Source organism: Alishewanella sp. SMS8, assembly GCF_030737935.1.
Lineage (GTDB): Bacteria > Pseudomonadota > Gammaproteobacteria > Enterobacterales > Alteromonadaceae > Alishewanella > Alishewanella maricola.
Genome location: NZ_JAPJEA010000011.1, coordinates 1 through 3,434 on the forward strand (window position 1 = coordinate 1; position 3,434 = coordinate 3,434).

At 49.8% G+C, this 3,434-nt stretch carries 1 tRNA gene and 2 rRNA genes; all 3 read right to left on the bottom strand.

Annotated elements, in window-relative coordinates:
- Nucleotides 1–8: 8 nt before the first annotated feature.
- Nucleotides 9–123: ribosomal RNA gene (gene rrf, locus ORJ01_RS16035) — 5S ribosomal RNA — on the bottom strand.
- A 153-nt stretch (nucleotides 124–276) separates the two neighbouring features.
- Nucleotides 277–3,161 (bottom strand): 23S ribosomal RNA (locus ORJ01_RS16040).
- A 189-nt stretch (nucleotides 3,162–3,350) separates the two neighbouring features.
- A tRNA-Ala gene (locus ORJ01_RS16045) sits at nucleotides 3,351–3,426 on the bottom strand.
- Between the last annotated feature and the right edge of the window lie 8 nt (nucleotides 3,427–3,434).

Consider the following 3,434-nt stretch of genomic DNA (forward strand, 5'->3'; position numbering starts at 1 on the left):
AATGAGGTGCCTGGCGGTGTACTACTCTCGCATGGCGAATGCCACACTACCATCGTCGCAGCTGCGTTTCACTTCTGAGTTCGGAATGGAGTCAGGTGGTTCCACAGCGCTATTGCCACCAGGCAAAAACTTGTAGGGAACAAGTTTTAACGCACTTTAGTGCGGCCCGTTAGGGTCAAATCCATGGAAGGATTTGATAAAAACGTGTTCCAATATTCGGCAATCTGATAAGTAAATTCACACTGTATTCTTTTCTTAAAACATCTTGGGCGTTGTATGGTTAAGCCTCTCGGGCAATTAGTATGAGTTAGCTTAACGTGTCACCACGCTTCCACACCTCACCTATCAACGTTGTGGTCTTCAACGACCCTTTAGTAGACTCGAAGTCTAAGGGATGACTCATCTTGTGGCCGGCTTCCCGCTTAGATGCTTTCAGCGGTTATCCGTTCCGAACGTAGCTACCGGGCAATGCCATTGGCATGACAACCCGAACACCAGCGGTTCGTTCACTCCGGTCCTCTCGTACTAGGAGCAACTCCACTCAATCATCCAACGCCCACGGCAGATAGGGACCGAACTGTCTCACGACGTTCTAAACCCAGCTCGCGTACCACTTTAAATGGCGAACAGCCATACCCTTGGGACCGACTTCAGCCCCAGGATGTGATGAGCCGACATCGAGGTGCCAAACACCGCCGTCGATATGAACTCTTGGGCGGTATCAGCCTGTTATCCCCGGAGTACCTTTTATCCGTTGAGCGATGGCCCTTCCATACAGAACCACCGGATCACTATGACCTACTTTCGTACCTGCTCGACGTGTCTGTCTCGCAGTTAAGCTGGCTTCTACCATTACACTAACCGTACGATGTCCGACCGTACTTAGCCAACCTTCGTGCTCCTCCGTTACTCTTTAGGAGGAGACCGCCCCAGTCAAACTACCCACCAGACACTGTCCGCAATCCCGATTCAGGGACCTACGTTAGAACATCAAACATACAAGGGTGGTATTTCAAGGACGGCTCCATCAGAACTAGCGTTCCAACTTCAAAGCCTCCCACCTATCCTACACATGTAGGGTCAATGTTCAGTGCCAAGCTATAGTAAAGGTTCACGGGGTCTTTCCGTCTAGCCGCGGGTATACGGCATCTTCACCGCAATTTCAATTTCACTGAGTCTCGGCTGGAGACAGCCTGGCCATCATTACACCATTCGTGCAGGTCGGAACTTACCCGACAAGGAATTTCGCTACCTTAGGACCGTTATAGTTACGGCCGCCGTTTACCGGGGCTTCGATCAAGAGCTTCGCTTGCGCTAACCCCATCAATTAACCTTCCGGCACCGGGCAGGTGTCACACCCTATACGTCCACTTACGTGTTTGCAGAGTGCTGTGTTTTTAATAAACAGTTGCAGCCAGCTGGTCACTGCGACTCTCCAATGCTTACACCGCAAGGGCTTCACATCAAAGAGCGTACCTTCTCCCGAAGTTACGGTACTATTTTGCCTAGTTCCTTCAGCCGAGTTCTCTCAAGCGCCTTGGTATGCTCTACCTGACCACCTGTGTCGGTTTAGGGTACGGTCACCAATACCTGAAGCTTAGAGGCTTTTCCTGGAAGCATAGCGTTAGCAACTTCATCACCTTAGTGACTCGTCTCGTGTCTCAGTCTTAAGAAACCGGATTTTCCTAGTCTCTCAACCTACACACTTTCACGCGGACTACCAACGCCGCGCTTGCCTAGCTTTCTCCGTCCCCCCATCGCAGTATTGGCCGGTACAGGAATATTAACCTGTTTCCCATCGACTACGCCTTTCAGCCTCGCCTTAGGAGCCGACTCACCCTACCCTGATTAGCATGGGATAGGAACCCTTGGTCTTTCGGCGGGGAAGTTTTTCACTCCCCTTATCGTTACTCATGTCAGCATTCGCACTTCTGATACCTCCAGCATCCTTCTCAAGACACCTTCGCAGGCTTACAGAACGCTCCTCTACCACTTGCACATAATGCAAGTCCGCAGCTTCGGTGAATGATTTTAGCCCCGTTACATCTTCCGCGCAGGCCGACTCGACTAGTGAGCTATTACGCTTTCTTTAAAGGGTGGCTGCTTCTAAGCCAACCTCCTAGCTGTCTATGCCTTCCCACATCGTTTTCCACTTAATCATTACTTTGGGACCTTAGCTGGCGGTCTGGGTTGTTTCCCTTTTCACGACGGACGTTAGCACCCGCCGTGTGTCTCCCGAGTAGTACTCATTGGTATTCGGAGTTTGCATGGGGTTGGTAAGTCGGGATGACCCCCTAGCCCAAACAGTGCTCTACCCCCAATGGTATTCGCTCGAGGCGCTACCTAAATAGCTTTCGAGGAGAACCAGATATCTCCGAGCTTGATTAGCCTTTCACTCCGATCCACAAGTCATCCCCTAATTTTTCAACATTAGTGGGTTCGGTCCTCCAGTTAGTGTTACCCAACCTTCAACCTGCTCATGGATAGATCGCCCGGTTTCGGGTCTACACCCTGCAACTATTCGCCCAGTTAAGACTCGGTTTCCCTACGGCTCCCCTATTCGGTTAACCTCGCTACAGAATGTAAGTCGCTGACCCATTATACAAAAGGTACGCAGTCACACCACGAAGGTGCTCCCACTGCTTGTACGTACACGGTTTCAGGTTCTATTTCACTCCCCTTACAGGGGTTCTTTTCGCCTTTCCCTCACGGTACTGGTTCACTATCGGTCAGTCAGGAGTATTTAGCCTTGGAGGATGGTCCCCCCATGTTCAAACAGGATACCACGTGTCCCGTCCTACTCGTTTTCACTATAAAAGCATTGTCGTGTACGGGGCTATCACCCTGTATCGCTACCCTTTCCAGAGTATTCCACTAACACCAATATAGCTTAAGGGCTACTCCGCGTTCGCTCGCCGCTACTAACGGAATCTCGGTTGATTTCTTTTCCTCGGGGTACTTAGATGTTTCAGTTCTCCCGGTTTGCCTCGCTACACTATGTATTCATGTAGCGATAGTGAGTAAACTCACTGGGTTTCCCCATTCGGATATCTACGGATATAATGCCTCTTACCGGCTCCCCGTAGCTTTTCGCAGGTTAGTACGTCCTTCATCGCCTCTGACTGCCAAGGCATCCACCGTGTACGCTTAGTCACTTAACCATACAACCCCAAAATGTCTTGAAGTGTACAGTGTGAATAAGGTATACAATTAAATGTAACCTTAGTTTTTTTACTTTTTACATCAGCTTGCCAAATTGTTAAAGAGCAGTTTGAGATTAAACTCAAATATAAACACTTATAGACTAAGCACTTATATTTGAATTCCTAGAGCCGGTTTAAAACCAGAAGTGGTGGAGTTAAGCGGGATCGAACCGCTGACCTCCTGCGTGCAAGGCAGGCGCTCTCCCAGCTGAGCTATAACCCCAATCTGGT